The organism is Stenotrophomonas sp. YIM B06876 (assembly GCF_030711595.1).
Taxonomy (GTDB): Bacteria; Pseudomonadota; Gammaproteobacteria; order Xanthomonadales; family Xanthomonadaceae; genus Stenotrophomonas.
This window is the reverse complement of sequence record NZ_JAUJUJ010000465.1, coordinates 224-635: the sequence shown is the minus strand read 5'-3', so window position 1 is coordinate 635 and position 412 is coordinate 224. Positions and strand designations below refer to the sequence as shown.

Here is a 412-nt window from a genome sequence, read left to right as displayed (position 1 = left end):
AGAGTGTTTGGGCTTGCTGGGAGTAAAGCCGTTCGTAGATAGTTCGTGCAACACTCTCAAATGCTGAGAGGACGGCAATATCTGGAACTACAACCTTTTTTGTGGCCAGCAACAGCTTGTCGTCAAGGTTCGGAATTGATGTCCCGTTGATATAGTTCCAGATTTCCCTCGTCTCTCGCATCTCTGCAAGCAGTCGGTCAATGTAAATGGCTCGGGCTGGGGAGCCACATTCGAGCCGCTTTACAAAGTTTGAAAAAATAACAGGCACCCCATAGAACCGCTCAAATCCGGCACCTGCCCAAAGTGGCCGACCACAAGGCCCCGCGCCCGAGGATGCAATAAGCACTTCATTCTGGCCAAGTCGTCTTTTCTCCATAGCGGATGGTTTCACCCAGCGTACTGGGGCGTTTTT

General features: G+C 51.2%; 1 protein-coding gene. It reads right to left on the bottom strand.

Annotated elements, in window-relative coordinates:
* The coding region (locus QZH66_RS17950) for a hypothetical protein (protein ID WP_305807167.1) at window positions 1-391 on the bottom strand (391 nt) is incomplete at its 3' end.
* Window positions 392-412 lie beyond the last annotated feature (21 nt).